This window comes from Streptomyces sp. DSM 40868, from assembly GCF_011820545.1.
GTDB classification, from domain to species: domain Bacteria; phylum Actinomycetota; class Actinomycetes; order Streptomycetales; family Streptomycetaceae; genus Streptomyces; species Streptomyces eurythermus.
Genome location: NZ_CP050504.1, coordinates 6,090,345 through 6,110,586, shown reverse-complemented (window position 1 = coordinate 6,110,586; position 20,242 = coordinate 6,090,345). Strand labels below are relative to the sequence as shown.

The following is a 20,242-nucleotide window of genomic DNA, read 5'->3' as shown; positions in this document are numbered from 1 at the left end:
TCCCCCCAATCCTCCCGCGCGCTCCGTCCCCGGCTGAAGGTGGGCCGGAAAACGAAAAAACCCCTCGCGGGTGCGAGAGGTCTGCGCGCGGGTCGAGGACGACGATGGCCACCCGCACCTGGTCGTACGAGGTGGTCACTGCGGACCGGCGCGCCTGCTGCCAATAATCATGGCGAACGAGAGCACGGGGGCAGTCTGGCACAGCCCCGCCCCCGGCTCGCCGACCGTCTCAGGATGCGGTCGTCAGGCTGGACTCCCCGTCGCCCGCCCCGGTTCCCTCACCGGCCTTCACCCGGGCCAGGTCCAGGTCCTTCGTCTCGCGCATGGTCACGTACACCACGAGGGAGACGGCGGCGCAGCCGGCCACGTACCAGTAGAAGCCGGACTCGATGCCGCCCTTCTTGAACCACAGGGCGACGTACTCGGCCGTGCCGCCGAAGAGGGCGTTGGCGATGGCGTACGGCAGGGCCACGCCGAGCGCGCGGATGCCGGTCGGGAACAGCTCGGCCTTCACACAGGCGTTGATCGAGGTGTAGCCGGTGACCACGATCAGCGCGAGCAGGGCGAGGCCGAGGGCGGGCCAGTAGCCGTCCACGTGCTTCAGCAGCGTCATGATCGGCACGGTGAGGAAGGTGGAGCCGACCGCGAACGTGATCAGCAGCGGGCGGCGGCCGATGCGGTCGGACAGGGCGCCGGCGAGCGGCTGGAGACAGGCGAAGACGATCAGCGCGGTGAAGGACACCAGGGTCGCCGTCTGCTTGGACAGGCCCGCCGAGTTGGACAGGTACTTGGTCAGGTAGGTGGTGTACGTGTAGTAGGCCACCGTGCCGCCCATGGTGAGGGCGATGACCAGGAACGCCTCCCGCTTGTGCTGCCACAGGGCGCGCAGGGTGCCGCGCTCGGCGCTGTGCGAGGTGTCCTCCGCGTACACCTCGGTCTCCAGCATGTTGCGGCGCAGATAGAAGACGACGGCCGCGCCGAGCGCGCCCACGATGAACGGGATGCGCCAGCCGTAGCTGTGCAGGGCGTCGTCGGACATGGTCCGCTGGAGGATGATCTGGAGGCCGAGGCCCGCGATCTGTCCGGCCGTCATGGACACGTACTGGAAACTGGAGGCGAAGCCGCGCCGGGCGGGGTCGGACGCCTCGGTGAGATAGGTGGCGCTGGCCGCGTACTCGCCGCCCACGGACAGGCCCTGGAGCAGGCGGGCGACCAGCAGCACGAGGGCGCCGCCGTATCCGGCGACGCCGTAGGTGGGGGCCACGGCGATGAGGACCGCCGAGGCCGACATGAGGGTGACGGTCAGGGTGAGTGCCGCCTTGCGGCCCTTGCGGTCGCCGACCCTGCCCAGCAGCCAGCCGCCCACGGGGCGCATGAAGAAGCCGACGGCGAAGATGCCGGCGGTGTTCATCAGCTGCGCGGTGGGGTTGCCGCTCGGGAAGAACGCGCCGGCGAAATACGTGGCGAAGCTCGCGTACACGAACCAGTCGAACCACTCGACCATGTTCCCCGCCGAGCCGACCCAGATCTTCTTCCAGTGTTGACGTCCCATGGGCCGGTACATGCCCCGAGGCAGAGCCGACGATTCCTCCGGCGGTGGGCCGGCGTGGACGATCGCTCGCCCGCGCGTGCGGGGTGCCGCTGCACCGTGAAAGCTGGCGCCGGCTGCACCTCCCCAGGGGCGCGGGGCTGTATCGATATGCGGCTCCGCCGCGCGGGCGCGAGCAACCACGACGGCGCCGCAGTCATACGACCAGCAGCGCGTCCCGGATGAACTCCCGGACATGCGCGAGTACTTGTTCACGATCAGTACCGCGCAACCCGATAGCCACATGAATCGAGAACCCGTCGAGCAGCGCACGCGTCCTCGTGGCGAAGCGGTCCGCGTCCACCCCCCGGAACTCCCCCCGCGACACCCCCTCCGCGATCAGCGCGACCAGGTCCCGGTGCCAGGCCCCCTCGATCGCGGCCTGCCGGGCGCGCGCGTCGTCGTCGGCGTTCTGCGAGCGGTTCCAGACCTCCAGCCACAGCGTCCAGTGCGGGTCCCGGTGGCCCTCGGGGACGTACAGGTCGACGTACGCCTCCAGCCGCTCCCGGGCGGTGCCCGGCCCGGCGAGCAGCCGGCCGCGTTCCGCGCCGAGCCGGCCCTCGCTCCACTCCAGGGTCTGCAGCAGCAGCTCGTCCTTGGAGCGGAAGTAGTACAGCAGATGGCCGCTGCTCATCCCGACCTCACGGCCGAGCCCCGCCATGGTGAGCTTCTCCAGACCGCGCTCGGCGATCATGCCCATGGCGGCGGCGAGGACCTCCTCGCGCGGCGGCGCGTTTCGGCGCGCCCGGCCCGCACCGGCCATCTGCTGCTCCCGCTCCTGTGTGTCAGATCCTGTGTGTCAGACCTTCGGCTGCTGCTGGGTGATGCAGTGGATGCCACCACCACCGGAGAAGATCGTACGGGCGTCCACCAGGGTCACCGTCCGTTCCGGGAACAGGCGGCGGAAGATCCCGGCGGCGATCTCGTCGCGCGGGTCGTCGAAGCCGCACAGGACCAGGCCGCCGTTGCAGATGTAGTGGTTGATGTAGGAGTAGTCGGCCCAGTGGCCGTCGGCCTCCAGGACGGTCGGGGCGGGCACCTCGACCACCTCCAGGGCGCGGCCCCGGGCGTCGGTCGCCGACCTCAGCAGGCCGATGACCTCCTTGGTGACCTCGTGGTCGGGGTGGGCGGGGTCGGGCTGGTGGTGGGCGACGACGACGCCGGGGCGGGCGAAGGCAGCGACGATGTCGACGTGGCCGAGGGTGCCGAAGCCGTGCGGGGGGTAGTCGCCGGTCAGGCCGCGCGGCAGCCAGATCGCCTTCTCGGTGCCGAGGTGGGCGTGGATCTCCGCCTCGACCTCCGCCTTGGACCAGTGCGGGTTGCGCTCGGGGCCGAGCTGCACGGTCTCGGTGAGCAGGACGGTGCCCTCGCCGTCGACGTGGATCGCGCCGCCCTCGTTGACCAGCTCGGAGGCGTACGTCCTGGCGTCGGTGAGGCCGGCGACGTACGCGCCGATCTTGGAGTCGTGCTCCCAGCGGGCCCAGTGCTGGGCGCCCCAGCCGTTGAAGGTCCAGTCGACGGCCGCCAGGCCGCCCTTGCCGTCGGTGAGGAAGGTGGGGCCGATGTCCCGCATCCAGGCGTCGTCCAGCTGCCGTTCGACGGTGTCGATGCCGGGGCCGAGCAGTTGGCGGGCCTCGGCGGACTGGCCGGGGCCGCACACGACCGTCACCGGTTCGAAGCGGCGGATCGCGCGGGCCACGGACGCCCACGCGGTGCGGGCGGCGGCCAGGTCGGCCGGGTCGTCGAAGGTGGGGTTGGGGCCCGGCCACGCCATCCAGGTGCGCTCGTGCGGGGTCCACTCGGCGGGCATGCGGAAGCCGTCGGCGGCGGGGGTGCTCATGCGAGGAGTCCTTAGAGGAATCAGAGGAAGTAGAGGCGGTTGAGGGAGACGGAGTCGGCCGGTTCCGAGCGCAGCGGCTCGCCGTCGAGGGTGACCAGGCCGGTGCGCTGATCGACGTCCACCGCGCCGGTTCGGGCGTTCAGGCACAGGTCGGCGGGGCCGATGCCGCGGGTGCCGCGCACCGCGACCCGGCGGCGCCGGGTGGGCATCGTGTCGCTGCCCTGGTCGACGGCGGCCTGCGCGACGAACGCCACCGAGATGTCCGCGGCCGTCGCGCCGTACGCCCCGAACTGCGGCCCGAGCACGAGGGGTTCGCAGGTGTCGGTGGCCGCGTTGGGGTCGCCGACCACGCCGTACGCCGGGAAGCCGGCCTTCAGCACGAGCTGCGGTTTGGCGCCGAAGTACTCCGGGCGCCACAGCACGATGTCGGCGAGCTTGCCGACCTCGATCGAGCCGACCTCGTGGGAGAGGCCGTGCGCGATGGCCGGGTTGATGGTCAGCTTGGCCATGTAGCGCAGCACGCGGGCGTTGTCGTCGCCCTCGCCGTCGCCCTCCAGCGGGCCCAGCTCGGCCTTCATCTTGCCGGCCATGGCGAAGGTGCGGCGGACCGTCTCCCCGGCCCGGCCCATGCCCTGGGCGTCGGAGGAGGTGATGCCGATCGCGCCCAGGTCGTGCAGCACGTCCTCGGCGCCCATGGTGCCGGCCCGGATGCGGTCGCGGGCCATGGCGGCGTCGCCGGGCAGGTCGGGCTTGAGGTCGTGGACGGAGACGATCATGCCGTAGTGCTCGGCGACCGCGTCCCGGCCGAAGGGCAGGGTGGGGTTGGTGGAGGAGCCGATGACGTTCGGGACACCGGCCATCTTCAGCACGTTGGGCACGTGTCCGCCGCCGCAGCCCTCGATGTGGAAGGCGTGGATCGTGCGGCCCTCCAGCACCCTCAGGGTGTCCTCGACCGACAGGCACTCGTTCAAGCCGTCGCTGTGCAGGGCCACTTGGACGTCGTGTTCCTCGGCGACCCGGAGCGCGGTGTCCAGGGCGCGGGTGTGGGCGCCCATGTCCTCGTGCACCTTGAAGCCGCTCGCCCCGCCCTCGGCCAGCGCCTCGATCAGCGGCGCCGGGCGGGAGGACGAACCCCGGCCCAGGAAGCCGATGTTGACCGGCCAGGCGTCGAAGGCGTTGAAGGCGTGGCGCAGCGCCCAGGGCGAGTTGACGCCGACGCCCCAGACGGGGCCGAACTCCTGCCCGATGATCGTGGTCACGCCGGAGGCCAGGGACGCCTCCATGATGCGCGGCGACAGCAGGTGCACATGGGTGTCGACGGCGCCGGCGGTGGCGATCAGGCCCTCGCCGGAGACGATGGAGGTGCCGGTGCCGACGACGACGTCCACGCCGTCCAGGGTGTCCGGGTTGCCGGCCCGTCCGATGGCGGCGATGCGTCCCTCGCGGATGCCGATGGACACCTTGCGGATGCCCTGCACGGCGTCGATCACGACGACGTTGCTGATCACGACGTCGCAGGTGTCGCGGACGGCGGCGGCCTTCAGGTGCAGTCCGTCGCGGGCGGTCTTGCCGAACCCGGCCAGGAACTCGTCGCCGTACTTCTGGGCGTCGGACTCGACCCGGATGGTCAGCCCGGAGTCGCCGAGGCGGACGCGGTCGCCGGCGCGCGGGCCGTGGGTGGCCGCGTAGGCGTGCGGGTCGATGTGGATCGACCGGCTCACCTCTCGTCCCTTCGAGCGGCTCATCGCTCCTCGTCTCCTTCCGGGGTCACTCCCAGGTAGCCACAGGCGGCCGCCCTGCGCAGGGCCTCTTCCTTCGCGCCGGGCGCGTCCAGCGGCCCGTCCACCAGGCCGGCGAAGCCGATCGCGATCCGCTCGCCGCCGATCGGCACGAGCGGGACCTCGGCGCTCTCGCCGGGCCCGAAGCGGACCGAGGAGCCCGCGGGTACGGCCAGCCGCATGCCGTAGGCGGCGCGGCGGTCGAAGTCGAGGCGCGGGTTGGCCTCGAAGAAGTGGAAGTGGGAGGTGACGGAGACCGGCACGCCGGCGGTGTTGGTGACGTGCAGCCGGACGGCGGGTTCGGGGTCGGCGTGCTCGGGGCCGGGCAGCAGCGCGCCCGGGGCCTCCGCGCCCATGCCTCCGCCGATCGGGTCGGAGACGACGGCGAGCCGGGAGCCGTCGTCGAAGACGGCCTCGACCATCACCTCGGTGACGACGTCGGCGACGCCCGGCAGCACGTCGTCGGGTCCGAGTACCGACCGGGCGGCCTCGATGGCCTCGGCGAGCCGCTTGCCGTCCCGGGCCGCCTCGCAGACGGTGTCCGCGATCAGCGCGGTGGCCTCCGGCACGTTCAGCCTGAGGCCGCGCGCCCGGCGGGCCCGGGCCAGCTCCGCGGCACCGAAGAGCAGCAGCCGGTCACGCTCGGTGGGGGTCAGTCTCACGACGCGGCACCTCCTTGTCCTCCACGCCCTCCACAGATTAGAACACCACTCTAAACAGAGAATTCGTGTCGCCCAAGCATTGACCGGGCAACCGGCCTCACATCACATTGAGCACCGCTCTAAATGCCGCTCTCAAGCCGCTGCACGCCCGTGGCCGCCGTCGAAGGAGACCAGCCATGCCGAGAGAACAGCGCGGAGTCGGCACCATCCCGGAAGCGGAACGGACCAGCGGTCCGCGCGACCTCGTCCTTGTCCACCTCCTCCGGCGCCCGGTTCGGCGTGCGGGGCCGGCTGGTCGGCTCGGACGTCGGACTGCTGCTCGCCCTCGGCTGCACCGCGCTGACGGTGTGGGTCGGCGGGGACGTGGTGCTGATGGTCCTCGGCCGGCTCCTCGGCGTGCCGCCGGACGGGGTGTCGTACGCGCTGGTCTACGGCTACCGGGTGCTGCTCGCCATGTCCCGGGTGCCGGCCGTCGGCATGACGGCCCTGCTGCTCCTCGGGATCGCCGCCTGCACACCGCACTTCACCACCGCCGCGCTGCCGGACGCGGGCGGCTATGTGCTGGGTTCCTTCTGGCCGACCTGGTTCCTGGCGGTGGTGGCCGCGGGGCTGTCCGGTCCCATCGCCTTCGTCACCCTGCTCGGCGACTACACCCGCTACATCCCCGCCCGCCACCCCGGCCGCCGGGTGCTGCACGCCACCTGGCTCGGGCTGGTCCTCGGGCTGCTGGTGCCGCAGTTGTTCGGCACGTTCACGGCGTACGCGGCCGGCGACTACGCGGGCCCGCTGGTCGCGGCCTCCCCCGGCTGGTACCTGGGGCCGCTGCTGCTGGCGGTCTCGGCCGGCTCGGTGCTCGCGCCCGGGGGGGGACCCCCACCGCCTGGGACGCGCAATCGGCGATGACGTCGTTCGTGCTCCTGCTGACCGCCATCGGCACCCCCTGGGCGGTCATCACCCTCATCGGCTTCGTCCGCTGCGGCGGGGTGTACGACGCCGACGCCCTCCAGGTGCGAGGGGCGGTGTACCTGCTACTGGCCACGCGCCGCGAAGGGGCGCGGGGAACTGCGCGACCGGCCACAACGGCCCCGCAGTCGCCCGACGCCCCTTCGCGGCACGTCGAACCGCGTGCTTAACCGACCCGGTGCATCCACCCGTGCTTGTCCTCCGTGAGACCCCGCTGAACGGACAGCAGCGCTTCCCGCAGCCGCATGGTCACCGGCCCGGTCGAACCGTCGCCGTGGGACCACTGGTCGGTCTTGGTCTTGACGTGGCCGATGGGCGTGACGACCGCCGCGGTGCCGCACGCGAAGACCTCGGTCAGCGCGCCGGACGCCGCGTCCTCGCGCCACTGCTGGAGGGTGATCGTGCCCTCCTCGGCGGTGTAGCCGAGGTCGCGGGCGACCTGGAGGATGGAGTCGCGGGTGATGCCCTCCAGGATGGAGCCGCTGAGCGCGGGGGTGACGATCCGGTCGCCGTAGACGAAGGCGACGTTCATGCTGCCGGATTCCTCGACCTTGGTGCGGGTGACCGCGTCGAGGTAGACGACCTGGTCGCAGCCGTGCGCGGCGGCCTCGGCCTGCGGCAGCAGGGACGCGGCGTAGTTGCCGCCGGTCTTGGCGTCGCCGGTGCCGCCCGGGACGGCGCGGACGTGGTCCTCGGCGACCCAGATGGTGACCGGCTTCACGCCACCGGAGAAGTAGGCGCCGGACGGGGAGGCGATCAGCATGAACAGGTACTCGTTGGCCGGGTGGACGCCGAGCGCGGCCTCCGTGGCGAACATGAACGGCCGCAGGTAGAGGGACGCCTCACCGCCGTGCGGCGGGACCCAGTCGGCGTCCTGGGCGAGCAGCGCGTCCAGCGCGGCGATGAACAGCTCCTCGGGCAGCTCGGCCATGGCCATGCGGCGGGCGGAGCTGCGGAACCGGCGGGCGTTGGCCTCGGGACGGAACAGCGCGACCGAGCCGTCCGGCTGGCGGTATGCCTTCAGCCCCTCGAAGATCTCCTGGCCATAGTGCAGGACGGCCGTGGACGGGTCCAGGGAGATCGGACCGTACGGAACGAGCTGGGCGTCGTGCCAGCCGCGGCCCTCGGTCCACCTGATCGTCACCATGTGGTCGGTGAAGTGGCGGCCGAAGCCGGGGTCGGCCAGGATCGCCTCGCGCTCTGCGGCGGCGAGCGGGCTGGCGGACGGCTTGAGCTCGATCGTGGGCGTCGTCATCAGTGGTTGTCCTTCACCGGTTGTAGTGACGGGCCGCGCTCACGCCTGCACTCCCGGTCGTCGGTGATCGGACGTCCGAGCATTCCCTCATATCGCGGCTCCGCGTTCGATTATCGCGCGCGGGCAACGACGGACGGAATCCGGGTGAGGCGGCCCAGGGGTTGATGGTGACACCCGGCGGGACACGACAGAAGCCGCCGGGTGCGGTTCGCGACCCGGCGGCTCGAGGTGTAGCGCGGCGGGTCAGCCGGCTACGCGTACGGCGAGCGCGTCGCCGATCTCGGAGGTGGAGCGGGCCGGCTTTCCGGCGCGCTCGGTCAGGTCGGCGGCCACGGCCGTGTCGATGCGGTCGGCCTCCGACTCGTAGCCCAGGTGGCGCAGCAGCAGGGCGACGGACAGGACGGTGGCGGTGGGGTCGGCCTTGCCCTGGCCGGCGATGTCCGGGGCCGAGCCGTGGACCGGCTCGAACATGGACGGGAACTCGCGGCTGGGGTTGATGTTGCCGGAAGCGGCCACGCCGATGCCGCCGGAGACGGCCGCGGCGAGGTCGGTGATGATGTCGCCGAAGAGGTTGTCGGTGACGATGACGTCGAAGCGGCCGGGGTCGGTGACGAGGTAGATCGTCGCCGCGTCGACGTGGATGTAGTCGGTGGTGACCTCGGGGTACTCCTCGGCCACCTTGGTGAAGATGTTCGTCCACAGGTGCCCGGCGAAGGTCAGCACGTTGTTCTTGTGGACCAGCGTGAGCTTCTTGCGCGGACGGGCCTGGGCGCGCTCGAAGGCGTCGCGGACGACGCGCTCGACGCCGTAGGCCGTGTTGACGGACACCTCGGTGGCGACCTCGTGCGCGGTGCCCTTGCGGATGGTGCCGCCGTTGCCCGTGTAGGGGCCCTCGGTGCCCTCGCGGACCACGACGAAGTCGATCTCCGGCTGGCCGGCCAGCGGGGTGGCGACGCCGGGGAGCAGCTTGGACGGGCGCAGGTTGACGTGGTGGTCGAAGGCGAAGCGGAGCTTCAGCAGGAAGCCGCGCTCCAGGACGCCGGACGGCACGGACGGGTCGCCGATCGCGCCGAGCAGGATGGCGTCGTGGCCCTTGAGCTGCTCCAGGTCGGCGTCGGTGAGGGTCTCACCGGTGGCGTGGTAGCGCTTGGCGCCGAAGTCGTACTCCTTGGTCTCCAGCTTCACATCCTGCGGAAGGACGGCGGAGAGGACCTTCAGACCTTCGGCCACGACCTCCTGGCCGATGCCGTCACCGGGGATCACTGCGAGATTGATGCTGCGAGACATGTCGGCACCCTACTCCTCGTCCCAGGTGATGACACGACCTGTCCGCGATGCGGACGGCGGGAGGTCGTTCGGCGCGTGCCGGGCCGGCTCAGTGGCCGGTCTGGCCGCCGTTGTCCCGGCGGTCGAGGGCGCGCTGGAGGGCGGCGGCGGCGTTCTTGCGGTCGGACTCGCTCGTACGGGACACGTGGCGGACTCGGCGGCGGACGGTGGTCTCGGCCATGGCAATCGACTCCTTCGGCATGCGTGGAGCACGGCAATGAGGGGGGTGCAAGACGCCGGAAGGGGCGGGGAGCGCTTGGCCGCAGGGGTTGCCTGCGCGGGCCGGCTCACGACCGCCATTCGCTGGATGGAGCGAGACGTTCGGCTTCTTTCACGGTAAGGGAGCGGCCCGCGCCTGTCTGCACAATTACTCGGACTTCCTACTATCTGAGACGACGACCCCGCTGAGCTGGGCTTTCGCCCGGCCGCCCGACACGCCGTCAGGTGACGTCGCCGTCCCGCCAGTCGAGGACGAGTTCGCCGGACAGGTCGAGCGGAGCGCCCGGAGCGGGCCGTACGTACACCCCGCCTTCCTCGTCCGGCAGCCGGACGACGCCCTCCGGGGAGAGCGCGTGCACCTGTCCGGGCCAGCACTGCCAGCCCCGGGCGGCGTACAGCAGGGCGCCCTCGTCGCTCGCCGACAGCGCGCCGAGGTCGTAGGCCCGGTCGAGCACCCGCTCCAGCTCGGCCATGATTCGTCCCCCGAGCCCGGTGCGCCGTACGTCGGCCCGTACGGCGACGGCCTCGACGTACCCGGTGCGCAGCCACCGGCCCCGGTGCCGCACCCGGCGCATCACCAGGGCCCCGTGCGCGGCGAGCCCGCCGTCGTCCCGGATCAGCGCGTGCACCCCGCCGAGCCCGTGGTCCCAGTCCTCGTCCGAGAAGTCCCCGTCGAAGGCGTGGTCCAACAGGGCGCGTATCTCCCGGAGTTCGGCGGGTTCGAGGTCGGCGGTGTGGGCGAGTCGGCAGCGAGGAGTCATGGGGGCAGTATCGCCCCCGGACATGGCGACGGCCCGGGAGGCCCGCTGCGGAAGCGGGCGTCCCGGGCCGGGATCGCGGGGGCGGTCAGCCCATGTGCGGGTAGCCGTAGTCGGTCGGCGGGACCAGGGTCTCCTTGATGGCGCGGGTCAGGGTCCAGCGCAGCAGGTTCTGGGGGGCGCCGGCCTTGTCGTTGGTGCCGGAGGCGCGGCCGCCGCCGAAGGGCTGCTGGCCGACGACGGCGCCGGTCGACTTGTCGTTGATGTAGAAGTTGCCCGCGGCGAAGCGGAGCTTCTCCATCGTGTACGCCGCCGCAGCGCGGTCGTTGGCGATGACCGAGCCGGTGAGGGCGTAGTCCGACACCGACTCCATCTGGGTCAGCATCTCGTCGTACTTGTCGTCCTCGTAGACGTACACCGCGAGGATCGGGCCGAAGTACTCGGTGGTGAAGACCTCGTTCTCCGGGTCGGTGCACTCGATGACGGTCGGGCGGACGAAGTAGCCCACCGAGTCGTCGTAGGAGCCGCCCGCGACGATCGTGCAGGTGGGGTCGGCCTTGGCGCGGTCGATGGCGGCCTTGTTCTTGGCGAACGCGCGGTCGTCGATGACGGCGCCCATGAAGTTCGACAGGTCGGTGACGTCACCCATGGTCAGGTAGTCGACCTCGGCCGCGAACTCCTCCTTGAAGCCCGAGTTCCAGATGGAGGCCGGGATGTAGGCGCGGGAGGTGGCGCTGCACTTCTGGCCCTGGTACTCGAAGGCACCGCGGGTCAGGGCGGTCTTCAGCACCGCGCGGTCGGCCGAGGGGTGGGCGACCAGGAAGTCCTTGCCGCCGGTCTCGCCGACCAGACGCGGGTAGGAGCGGTACTTCTCGATGTTGTTGCCGACCGTCTTCCACAGGTACTGGAAGGTCTTGGTCGAACCGGTGAAGTGGATGCCCGCGAGGTCCCGGTGCTCCAGGGCGACCTCGGAGACCGCGATGCCGTCGCCGGTGACGAGGTTGATGACGCCCTTGGGCAGGCCCGCCTCCTCCAGCAGCTGCATCAGCAGCACGGCGGCGTGGGTCTGCGTCGGGGACGGCTTCCAGACCACCACGTTGCCCATCAGGGCGGGGGCGGTGGGCAGGTTGGCCGCGATCGCCGAGAAGTTGAACGGCGTGATCGCGTAGACGAAGCCCTCCAGCGGGCGGTGGTCCAGACGGTTCCACACGCCCGGGGAGTTCGCCGGGGGCTGCTCGGCGATGATCTGGCGGGCGTAGTGGACGTTGAAGCGCCAGAAGTCGACCAGCTCACAGGGCGAGTCGATCTCGGCCTGCTGGGCGGTCTTGGACTGGCCCAGCATGGTGGACGCGGCAATCGTCTCGCGCCACGGGCCGGCCAGCAGCTCGGCGGCGCGCAGGATGATCGCGGCACGGTCGTCGAAGGACATCGCGCGCCAGGCGGGGGCGGCGGCCAGGGCCGCGTCGATGGCGTCGCGGGCGTCCTGCTGGGTGGCGTGCCGGCCGGTGCCGATGACGGACTTGTGGTTGTGCGGCTGGACCACCTGGAACGGCTCGCCGCCGCCCAGCCGCTTCTCGCCGCCGATGGTCATCGGCAGCTCGATCGGGTTCTCGGCCAGCTCCTTGAGCTTGGCCTCCAGCCGGAGGCGCTCGGGCGAGCCGGGGGCGTAGCCGTGCACCGGCTCGTTGACGGGGGTGGGGACCTGGGTCACAGCGTCCATGAGATCCGTAACTCCTTGTACGTGAGCGGGTGGTGGGCTCAGCCCTTGCTGACCATGGAACGGAGGAAGAACCGGAGGTTCGCCGGCTTCTCCGCGAGACGGCGCATGAAGTAGCCGTACCAGTCGGTGCCGTAGGCCGTGTAGACGCGCATGCGGTGGCCCTCGGCGGCCAGCCGCAGGTGCTCCTCGCCCCGGATGCCGTACAGCATCTGGAACTCGTACTCGTCGAGCTTACGGCCGGCCTTGTGGGCCAGCTCCTGGGCGATGGCGATCAGGCGGGGGTCGTGGGACCCGATCATCGGGTAGCCCTCGCCCTCCATCAGGATCCGCAGGATCCGCACGTATGCCTTGTCGATCTCGTGCTTCTGCTGGTAGGCGACCTCGGCGGGCTCCTTGTAGGCGCCCTTGACCAGGCGGACCCGGCTGCCGGACTCGGCGAGGCGGCGGGCGTCGGCCTCGGTGCGGAAGAGGTACGCCTGGATGACGCAGCCGGTCTGCGGGAAGTCCTTCCGCAGCTCCTCATGGATGGCGAACATCGAGTCCAGGGTGGTGTGGTCCTCGGCGTCCAGGGTGACCGTCGTGCCGATGGCGGCGGCGGCCTCGACGACCGGGCGGACGTTGGCGAGGGCCAGCTCGTGACCGCCGTCCAGCGCCTGGCCGAACATGGAGAGCTTGACCGACATCTCGACCTTCTCGCCCAGTTCCAGGCCCTTGAGGTGGTCGATCAGCGCCAGGTAGGCGTCCCGGGCGGCGGTGGCCTGCTCCGGGGTGGTGATGTCCTCGCCGACGACGTCCATCGTCAGCTCCAGGCCCTTGGCCGTCAGGTCCTCGATGATCGGGACGATGTCGGCGACGGTCTCGCCGGGTATGAAGCGGTCGACGACCTGCTTGGTCACCGGGACCGCCGAGATCAGGCGTCGCATCCGGTCGCTGCGCGACGCGGCGAGAATCACGGGACCCAGCACGGGGCACCTCCACAGACAAGCACCAAAAGAGGCCGCCACCCGACGATTCGGGTACGGCACGGAGAACCACCGTGAAACCTAAGGATCTCTCCGATCCTGGGCCATCGACAGCTGTCACGCATCCGTGCCCGAGATCTCAGACAGATGTATGAAGGCGGCCGGGGAATGGGGGAGAATGCCCGGGTGGCGGCGGATTTCAAGGTGTTCAAGGCGGACTACCAGGAGCTGGTGGACGAGATCTCCGAGTTGCTGGGCGTACCCGCGACCCTGGAGAACCGCGACTTCGAGCTGATCGCCTTCGGGGCCTACGACAGCGAGGACGAGCTGGACCCCTCCGCGCTGGACCCGGTGCGCACCCGCTCGATCCTCACCCGGCGCTCCACGGCGACCGTCCGGGCCTGGTTCGAGGGGTTCGGCATCACCCGGGCGACCGCGCCGGTGCGCATCCCGCCCAGCCCCGAGGCCGGTGTCTACCGGGGCCGGATCTGCCTGCCGGTGCGCCACCGGGGCGTCGTCCTCGGCTACGTCTGGCTGCTGGACGGCGACCCGGGGCCGACCGACGCCCAGCTGACCGCCGCCATGCGGGTGGCGGACCGGATCGGCGCGCTGCTCGCCGACGAGGCGGAGGCCGGGGCGGGGCTGAGCCGGGAGCTGCGGGCGGTGCTCACCGCCGACCGGGGCTGGCAGCGGGACATGGCGGTGGCCGACCTGCGCACCGCGCTCGGCCCCCGCGCCGACGGCCCGCACGCGCTGGTCTGCGTGGCGCCCTGGCCGGCGGCCGACCCGGACGACGTCCCCGCGCCGCGCACGGTCCCGCACGCCACGGCCCTGTGCACCCTGCCCTGGGGAGCGGCCGGCCTGAGCCTCGCGGTCCTGGTGCGGCTGCGCACCCCGGACACGACGGCCCCCGCGGTGGCCGCCGCCACCCGGCTGCTGAAGGAGGCCGAGGAGTCCCGGGGGACGCGGGCGCGCGGCGCCGGGGCGCGGGCGGCGGCGGCCGTGGCGGCGCGGCCCGGCGCGGCGGCCGGGCTCGCCGCCCGGGCCACCGGTCACGCCGCCGGCATCGGGGAGCCCGGCGCGGGCCTCGCGGAGCTGGGCACCATGTGGCAGCAGGCGTTCGACGCGGCGCGCGCCGCGCTGGCCGAGCCACGGCTCGGGCCGGTCGCCGAGTGGGCGCGGATCGGGGCGTACCGGCTGCTGACCGCGCTGCCGCCGGAGACCGCGCGGGACCGGGTGGTCGGCTCGCTCCTCTCCCCCGCCCACGCGGAACTCGCCCGTACGGCGGAGATCTACCTGGACTGCGCGGGCCAGGCCGGGCGCACGGCGTCCGAGCTGGGCATCCACCGCCAGACGCTGTACTACCGGCTGTCCCGGGTGGAGCAGCTGACCGGCCTGGACCTGGACGACGGCGAGGACCGGCTGCTGCTGCACATGGCACTGAAACGGGCCCGGCTGTGAGCCTCGCCCGACCGAGTGGTCACGCCGTTCCGGTGAGCACGGCGAGGTCCCGGTGGAGGGTGCCGACGCCGGCGGGGCGTTCGTGGCGGCGCGCGGCGATGTGGCCGTCGGGGCGGACCAGCAGCGTTCCGTGCGGGCCGAGGCCGAGGGCGTCGGCGGGCCCGGCGGGCAGGGGCGCGACGCGCAGCGGACAAGGGGTGGCGGGCGGTGGTGTCCGGCGGGCGGGGCCCGCGCTGAACAGGGTGAACCACTCGCCGCAGAGGTCGAGCGTGGAGCGGCCGGGGCCGAGCCAGAGGTGGGGCATGCGGCGGCCGGGGTCGGCGGTGGGGACGTAGTCCGGGCCGGTGTCGTCGGCGCGGCCGCCCGCGTGGAGGACCGCGCCGGAGCGGTAGGTGACGCCGAGTACGAGGCCCAGTTGCGCGAAGTACCGCTCCGACCAGGGGGCTTCGGCCGGCGGTGCCGGGGTCCCCGTGCCGCTGCGCAGCTGTTCCCGGCGCCGGTCCAGCACGCGGGCCGCCAGCCTGGTGTTGGCCACCGCCTGGCGGAGTGTCGTACGGGCGACGGGCCGGCGTTCCGCTTCGTAGCTGTCCAGCAGGGCCGGGGAGGCCCACCCCTGGAGCACTCCCGCCAGTTTCCAGCAGAGGTTGTGCGCGTCGGCGATGCCCGCGTTCATGCCCAGCCCGCCGATGACGGGGACAGTGTGCGCGGCGTCGCCGGCCAGCAGGACGCGGCCGCGCCGGAAGCGGTCGGCGACGAACGCGGTCATCACCCAGTGCTGGACGCGCAGCACGTCGGGCCGGACACCGGCGCCGGGGCCGAGGGCGCGCGCGACGACGGCCGGCCAGTCGGCGGTGTCCGGGTCCTCGGGCGTGGGGCCGAACCAGGCCCAGCCGCCCTCGGGGTACAGCGGCAGGAACGAACCGTGCGCGGTGAAGTAGACCCCGGCGGGCTGCCGGGCGCACCAGCGGCCGAGGTCGGCGTCGAAGACGACGGTGGTGAAGGCGCCCAGCTCCCCCGGTCCGCCGGTGCCGATGCCCAGCAGCCGGCGGACGGTGGAGTGCGCGCCGTCGGCGGCGAGGAGGTAACGGGCCCGGATCCGGGTCCGGGCGCCGGGGCCGGGCCCGTCGAGCAGCGCCACGACACCGTCCGGTTCCTCGGTGAGCCCGACGAGCTCGGTGCCGAAGCGCACGGGGGTGTCCGCCGCGCCGAGCAGGGTGGGCTCCAGCCGGTCCTGGGAGGTGACGACACCGGTCACGGGGCTCTCGGGCACCGGCGCGCGGACCCCGGTCATGGCGGCGGTGGCGTAGTCGGGGCCGCCGAGGGTGTCGCGGAAGCGGACCCGGCCGTACTCCGGCGGGAAGGCGCGGGCGGCGACCCGGCCGGCCAGTCCGAGGCCGCGGAAGATCTCCATCGAGCGGACGTTGACCAGCCGGGAGCGGGGAAACGGCGACAGCTCCCGGCGCTTCTCGACGAGCAGGGCGGGTACGTCCCACCGGGCCAGCAGGGCCCGCGCGGTGAGCCCGACCGGCCCGCCGCCCACGATCAGCACCGCCGTCTCCGCGTCCGCTACGGGCATCCCGGACGCCGTTCCGCGCGGCGGGTCCGTGCCATGGGGCCACTCTGACGCGCCCGCCGGCCGCCCGCAATCCGGCCGGGTCAGCGCCCTTGCGCCGCGTCCATCACCCGCCGCAGGCCCTCCGTGAGCTGATCGGCGGTGGTCGCGGTGCCGGGGTCGAAGAGCCACTGGACCATGAGGCCGTTGAGCAGGGTCTGGTAGAGCCGGCCCTCGCTCTCGGCCCGCTCCGGGTCCACGTCGGCCTCCGGAATTCCGCCGAACAGAGCGACGAATCCGGTGCGACCGTCCTTCGACGCCTCGGCGAGCAGCTTGCGGACCTCGGCCAGCCGCTCGTCCTGGAACATCAGCTCGAAGCTGAGCAGCCAGATCGGCCGGGCCTCCGGAACGGTGCGGATGACGGCGGCCCAGACCTCCTGGAAGCGTTCCAGCGAGCCGGGCGGCTGGGTCATCTCCTCGGCCGGCGCCGGCGCGAAGCGCTCGCCCAGGCCCTCGATCAGGGCGACGTACGCCTGCGCCAGCAGCTCGTCCTTCGAGCCGTAGTGGTAGCCGATCGACGCCAGGTTGGTGCCCGACTCCTTGACGATGTCCCGCGCGGTCGTGCGCAGGAAGCCCTTCTGGAGCAGGCAGCGCTTGGCGCCTTCGAGCAGGTCCTCACGGTGTCCCATGCCGACACCCTAGCCGTGTTCATACAGGCGTCCTAGACGGCCGACTTATACAAGCGTCCTAGACAACTGTTTAAGACGTCCGTACAGTCCTCGCCATGACCGACCCGACGAGCACCCTCACCCTCGGCGCCCAAGGCGCCCCCGTCCGCGCCGGACGCCGCGAGTGGACCGCGCTCGGTGTGCTGATGCTGCCGCTGCTGCTGGTTTCGATGGACGTCTCGGTGCTGTACTTCGCGACCCCCGCGATCAGCGCCGACCTGCGGCCGACCGGCACCCAGCAGCTGTGGATCTTCGACATCTACGGCTTCGTCCTGGCCGGTCTGCTGATGACGATGGGCTCGCTCGGCGACCGCCTCGGCAGCCGCCGGCTGCTGCTGTGCGGTGCCGCCGCCTTCGGTGCCGCCTCGCTCCTCGCGGCCTACGCGGACAGCGCCGAAACCCTGATCGCGGCCCGCGCCGTGCTCGGCGTCGGCGGCGCCACCCTGATGCCGTCCACCATGGCCCTGGTGCGCACGATGTTCACCGACCCGGCCCAGCGCGCCAAGGCGATCGGACTGTGGTCCGGCGTGATGACCGGCGGCATCGCCCTCGGCTCGGTGCTGAGCGGCATCCTGGTCGAGCACTTCTGGTGGGGCTCGGTCTTCCTGGTCAACCTGCCCGCGATGGCGCTGCTGCTCGTCCTCGGCCCGGTGCTGCTGCCCGAGTCCCGGAACCCCGCGCCCGGCCGCTTCGACTGGCCGAGCATCCCGCTGTCCATGGCCGCCGTGCTTCCCGTGGTCTACGGCCTGAAGGAGATCCCCTCCGCGGGCTGGCACCCCCGGTACGTCGCCGCGCTCGCCGTCGGCCTGCTGTTCGCGGCCCTGTTCACCCGGCGCCAGCGCACCGCCGCCGCCCCGCTGATACCGCCGGCCCTGTTCCGCGTCCCCGCCTTCACCCCGGCGCTGCTGCTGACCCTGGTCTGCGCGTTCGGGATGATGGGCTCGGCGATCTTCACCACCCAGTACCTCCAGTCGGTCCTCGGCAAGAGCCCGCTGGCGGCGGCCCTGTGGAGCCTGCTGCCGTCGGTGCTCATCGGGATCGCCGGACCGGTCGCCGCCGGGCTCGTCCAGCGGGGCGTCCACCGCGGGTACGTGGTCACCGCAGGCTTCTCGACCGGCGCGGCCGGGTACGCCCTGCTCGCCCTCGCCGGCACCGACTCCCTGTGGCTGGTGCTGGCCGCGGCCGGAGTCCTGGCCTCCGGGGTGGTGATGGTGATGTCCCAGCTGGCCGACCTCGCGATGAGCGGGGCCCCGGTGGAGCGGGCGGGCACCGCCTCCGCGCTGCTGGAGACCGGCACCGAGTTCGGCGGCGCGCTGGGCATGGCGGTCCTCGGCTCCATCGGCACCGCCCTCTACCGCCACGAGATGCCGGCCGGCGCCTCGGCCCAGGCCCGCGAGACCCTCGGCGGGGCACTGGCCGACGCGTCGCGGCTGCCGGGCCCGGCGGGCGGGTCCCTGCTGGCCACGGCGCGGGAGGCGTTCACCAGCGGGATGCGCGGCGCGGCGATCGCGGGGGCGGTGCTGCTGGCGGTGGCTGCCCTGGCGGCGGGAGCGACGCTGCGGAAGTCCCGGGCCGGGCACGAGTGAGCGGGTACCGCAAAAACGCCGGACGGGCCGGGGGTTTCCCCCGGCCCGTCCGGCGTTTCGCGCGTTGCTCAGACCAGGTTGACCGACCGGGCCGACGCGGCCCCGATCTCCGCGGAGAGCTCGGCCAGGACGGCGGTGCCCACCGTGTCGTCGACGGTCAGCACGGCCAGCGCCTCGCCGCCCACCGTCGCGCGGGCGACCTGCATGCCGGCGATGTTGATGCCCGCCTCGCCGAGGATGCGGCCGACGGTGCCGACGACACCCGGACGGTCCTCGTAGCGCAGCACCAGCATGTGGTCGGCGAGCGCCAGGTCGACGTCGTACGCGCCGACCGCGACGATCTTCTGGACGTGCTTCGGGCCGGCCAGCGTGCCGGAGACCGACACCTCCTCGCCGGTGCCCAGCGTGCCGCGCACGGTCACCACATTGCGGTGGTCGGACGACTCCGAGCTGGTGGTCAGGCGCACCTCGACCCCGCGCTCCTGGGCGAACAGCGGCGCGTTGACGTAGGACACGGTCTCGTCCACGACGTCCTCGAAGACGCCCTTGAGCGCCGACAGCTCCAGCACCTTCACGTCGTGCTGGGTGATCTCGCCGTAGACCTCGACGTCGAGGCGGACCGCGACCTCGCCGGCGAGCGCGGTGAAGATCCGGCCCAGGCGCTCGGCCAGCGGCAGGCCCGGCTTGACGTCCTCGGCGATGACACCGCCCTGGACGTTGACCGCGTCCGGCACCAGCTCGCCGGCGAGCGCGAGGCGGACGGACTTGGCGACGGCGATGCCGGCCTTCTCCTGCGCCTCGTCGGTCGACGCGCCCAGGTGCGGGGTGCAGACGACCTGGTCCAGCTCGAACAGCGGGGAGTCGGTGCACGGCTCCTTCGCGTACACGTCCAGGCCCGCGCCGGCGACCCGGCCCTCCTTCAGCGCCGCGTACAGCGCCGCCTCGTCCACGATGCCGCCGCGCGCGGCGTTGACGATGCGCACGCTCGGCTTGACCTTGCGCAGCGCCTCGTCGCCGATCAGGCCGAGGGTCTCGGGGGTCTTGGGCAGGTGGACGGTGATGAAGTCGGAGACCTCCAGCAGCTCGTCCAGCGACAGCACCTTGACGCCCATCTGCGCGGCCCGCGCGGGCTGCACATAGGGGTCGTAGGCGACGACCTTCATGCCGAACGCGGACATGCGCTGCGCGACGAGGGCACCGATGCGGCCCAGGCCCACGACGCCCAGCGTCTTCTCGGCCAGCTCCACGCCCGTGTACTTGCTGCGCTTCCACTCGCCGTTCTTCAGCGCGGCGTTGGCCTGCGGGATGTTGCGGGCGGTGGAGAGGATGAGACCGCAGGCCAGCTCGGCCGCGGTCACGATGTTGGAGGTGGGGGCGTTGACGACCATCACGCCGGCCTTGGTGGCGGCGGAGACGTCGACGTTGTCCAGGCCGACGCCGGCTCGTGCGACGACCTTGAGCTTCTTCGCGGCGGCGATGGCCTCGGCGTCGACCTTGGTGGCCGAGCGGATCAGGATCGCGTCCACCTCGGCGATGGCCGGCAGCAGCTCGGAGCGGTCCGCTCCGTTGCAGTGCCGGATCTCGAAGTCCGGACCGAGTGCGTCGACGGTGGCGGGCGACAGCTCTTCAGCGATGAGTACGACGGGTTTCGAGCTCACGTGAGTCCTCACATGTGCGATGCGGACGGCCGTCCCGACGGCCGCAGGCGGTGGAGGGGGGCTAGCCGCGGAAGACGCACGACGCTGTGGGCCTGACGCGTGTTGTGCAGAAGTGTAGTGGCGCGGCGCGTTCTGTATTACGCCTCCGCGGAAGGATCACCCGGATGAGAGGCTCCACTTTGTACG

Annotated in this window: 16 protein-coding genes and 1 pseudogene; 3 read left to right on the top strand and 14 right to left on the bottom strand. The window is 72.2% G+C overall.

Annotated elements, in window-relative coordinates; translation table 11 throughout:
- Nucleotides 1-229: 229 nt before the first annotated feature.
- The 5 genes from HB370_RS27905 to ureA all read right to left on the bottom strand — a co-directional run bounded on the left by HB370_RS27905 (nt 230) and on the right by ureA (nt 5,868).
- On the bottom strand, nt 230-1,552 hold the full coding sequence (locus tag HB370_RS27905) for an MFS transporter (RefSeq protein WP_030793085.1): 1,323 nt from the start codon (nt 1,550-1,552) through the stop codon (nt 230-232).
- 193 nt (nt 1,553-1,745) lie between these two features.
- Nucleotides 1,746-2,351: a TetR/AcrR family transcriptional regulator gene (locus HB370_RS27900; protein WP_030793088.1), complete on the bottom strand. Its 606-nt coding sequence runs from the start codon at nt 2,349-2,351 to the stop codon at nt 1,746-1,748.
- A gap of 36 nt (nt 2,352-2,387) precedes the next feature.
- A complete protein-coding gene (locus tag HB370_RS27895; protein ID WP_030793090.1) occupies nt 2,388-3,428 on the bottom strand; it encodes an agmatine deiminase family protein in 1,041 nt (346 codons plus the stop codon).
- Between the two features lie 20 nt (nt 3,429-3,448).
- Complete coding sequence (locus HB370_RS27890; RefSeq protein WP_030793094.1) at nt 3,449-5,173, bottom strand: urease subunit alpha; 1,725 nt, start codon at nt 5,171-5,173, stop codon at nt 3,449-3,451.
- On the bottom strand, nt 5,170-5,868 hold the full coding sequence (gene ureA / locus HB370_RS27885; RefSeq protein ID WP_030793096.1) for an urease subunit gamma: 699 nt from the start codon (nt 5,866-5,868) through the stop codon (nt 5,170-5,172). Before ureA ends, HB370_RS27890 begins: the two co-directional genes overlap by 4 nt.
- Nucleotides 5,869-6,044: 176 nt before the next feature.
- Here ureA and HB370_RS27880 point away from each other — a divergent pair.
- Nucleotides 6,045-6,878 (top strand): annotated as a pseudogene (locus HB370_RS27880) (cytosine permease); the annotation flags it as partial.
- A gap of 119 nt (nt 6,879-6,997) precedes the next feature.
- Here the strand turns inward: HB370_RS27880 and HB370_RS27875 are convergent.
- From HB370_RS27875 to HB370_RS27855, 6 genes are all read right to left on the bottom strand, one after another.
- Nucleotides 6,998-8,086 (bottom strand): branched-chain amino acid aminotransferase, encoded by a 1,089-nt coding sequence (locus tag HB370_RS27875; RefSeq protein ID WP_030793099.1) that lies wholly within the window; start codon nt 8,084-8,086, stop codon nt 6,998-7,000.
- Between the two features lie 243 nt (nt 8,087-8,329).
- The gene (locus tag HB370_RS27870; protein ID WP_030793102.1) at nt 8,330-9,373 is read right to left on the bottom strand and encodes a 3-isopropylmalate dehydrogenase; all 1,044 of its coding nucleotides are present in this window, start codon (nt 9,371-9,373) and stop codon (nt 8,330-8,332) included.
- A gap of 88 nt (nt 9,374-9,461) precedes the next feature.
- The gene (locus HB370_RS42495; protein ID WP_086025501.1) at nt 9,462-9,593 is read right to left on the bottom strand and encodes a hypothetical protein; all 132 of its coding nucleotides are present in this window, start codon (nt 9,591-9,593) and stop codon (nt 9,462-9,464) included.
- A gap of 259 nt (nt 9,594-9,852) precedes the next feature.
- Nucleotides 9,853-10,392 carry a GNAT family N-acetyltransferase gene (locus tag HB370_RS27865; protein WP_030793107.1) on the bottom strand — a complete coding sequence of 180 codons (540 nt, stop codon included), beginning with the start codon at nt 10,390-10,392 and terminating at the stop codon, nt 9,853-9,855.
- Between the two features lie 85 nt (nt 10,393-10,477).
- Nucleotides 10,478-12,109: an L-glutamate gamma-semialdehyde dehydrogenase gene (pruA, locus tag HB370_RS27860; protein WP_030793109.1), complete on the bottom strand. Its 1,632-nt coding sequence runs from the start codon at nt 12,107-12,109 to the stop codon at nt 10,478-10,480.
- A gap of 38 nt (nt 12,110-12,147) precedes the next feature.
- Entirely contained in the window at nt 12,148-13,074 is a 927-nt protein-coding gene (locus HB370_RS27855) for a proline dehydrogenase family protein (protein ID WP_030793112.1), read from the bottom strand.
- A gap of 165 nt (nt 13,075-13,239) precedes the next feature.
- Here HB370_RS27855 and HB370_RS27850 point away from each other — a divergent pair, with 165 nt between their 5' ends.
- Nucleotides 13,240-14,532 (top strand): helix-turn-helix domain-containing protein, encoded by a 1,293-nt coding sequence (locus HB370_RS27850; protein WP_244405655.1) that lies wholly within the window; start codon nt 13,240-13,242, stop codon nt 14,530-14,532.
- Between the two features lie 19 nt (nt 14,533-14,551).
- Here the strand turns inward: HB370_RS27850 and HB370_RS27845 are convergent, their stop codons facing one another.
- Both HB370_RS27845 and HB370_RS27840 read right to left on the bottom strand, forming a co-directional pair.
- Nucleotides 14,552-16,108, bottom strand: coding sequence for an FAD-dependent monooxygenase (locus tag HB370_RS27845; protein WP_030793118.1), 1,557 nt, complete (start codon nt 16,106-16,108; stop codon nt 14,552-14,554).
- Between the two features lie 80 nt (nt 16,109-16,188).
- On the bottom strand, nt 16,189-16,773 hold the full coding sequence (locus tag HB370_RS27840; protein WP_030793121.1) for a TetR/AcrR family transcriptional regulator: 585 nt from the start codon (nt 16,771-16,773) through the stop codon (nt 16,189-16,191).
- A gap of 95 nt (nt 16,774-16,868) precedes the next feature.
- Between HB370_RS27840 and HB370_RS27835 the strand changes: the two genes are divergently transcribed.
- Complete coding sequence (locus HB370_RS27835; protein WP_030793124.1) at nt 16,869-18,398, top strand: MFS transporter; 1,530 nt, start codon at nt 16,869-16,871, stop codon at nt 18,396-18,398.
- 68 nt (nt 18,399-18,466) lie between these two features.
- Here the strand turns inward: HB370_RS27835 and serA are convergent, their stop codons facing one another.
- On the bottom strand, nt 18,467-20,056 hold the full coding sequence (serA, locus tag HB370_RS27830; protein WP_030793127.1) for a phosphoglycerate dehydrogenase: 1,590 nt from the start codon (nt 20,054-20,056) through the stop codon (nt 18,467-18,469).
- Nucleotides 20,057-20,242: the final 186 nt, after the last annotated feature.